2 protein-coding genes are annotated in these 468 nt (G+C 48.7%); both read left to right on the top strand.

Features of this window, described 5'->3' with window-relative positions; all coding sequences use genetic code 11:
- Window positions 1–101: 101 nt before the first annotated feature.
- Window positions 102–272: a hypothetical protein gene (locus tag G4407_RS16320; protein WP_004614514.1), complete on the top strand. Its 171-nt coding sequence runs from the start codon at window positions 102–104 to the stop codon at window positions 270–272.
- A partial coding sequence (locus tag G4407_RS16315) for a plasmid mobilization protein (RefSeq protein WP_173689710.1) occupies window positions 251–468 on the top strand: 218 nt, incomplete at its 3' end. The genes G4407_RS16320 and G4407_RS16315, both read left to right, overlap by 22 nt.

Genomic DNA, 468 nt, shown 5'->3' with positions numbered 1-468 from the left:
GGTACTCGTTTTGCAAGCATAGCGTTTGGATATCCAAACGCACTTTGGGGAGAACCCCAATCCCCCGAATACAAAATGAACATGGAAAGGAAGGATAAGCTATGTTAAGAGACGGAGTCATGATTATGATCGCATTGATGTGTGGAGGTTGTTTCGGAGTCGTGGTGACCTGCTGTATGGTAACTGCGAAACGGTCGGATCAGGAGCTTGGCGATATGATGAAAGAGAAAAGAGAAGGGACGGTGATGCAATGCGAAAACGAAACCATGTGATCCCGGTGCGGTTAAATGCAAGGGAACTCAGGGAATTGGAGGAACAGGTGGAAAAAAGCGGACTGAGTCGGGAAGAGTTTATGCGTTCGCTGATCTTAGGAGCACAGGTACACGCAAAACCCTGTGAGCATCACCCGGAACTGCTTAGGAAGATAGCGGGTCTGTGCAATAATGCGAACCAGCTTGCCCATGTTGC

Source organism: Allocoprococcus comes (assembly GCF_013300725.1).
Classification (GTDB): Bacteria; Bacillota; Clostridia; order Lachnospirales; family Lachnospiraceae; genus Allocoprococcus; species Allocoprococcus comes_A.
This window is presented reverse-complemented; position numbering and strand designations above follow the sequence as displayed.

Excerpts from the sequence above, each read along its gene's own strand:
- G4407_RS16320 (WP_004614514.1), top strand. The coding sequence starts at position 102 with ATGTTAAGAGACGGAGTCATGATTATGATCGCATTGATGTGTGGAGGT.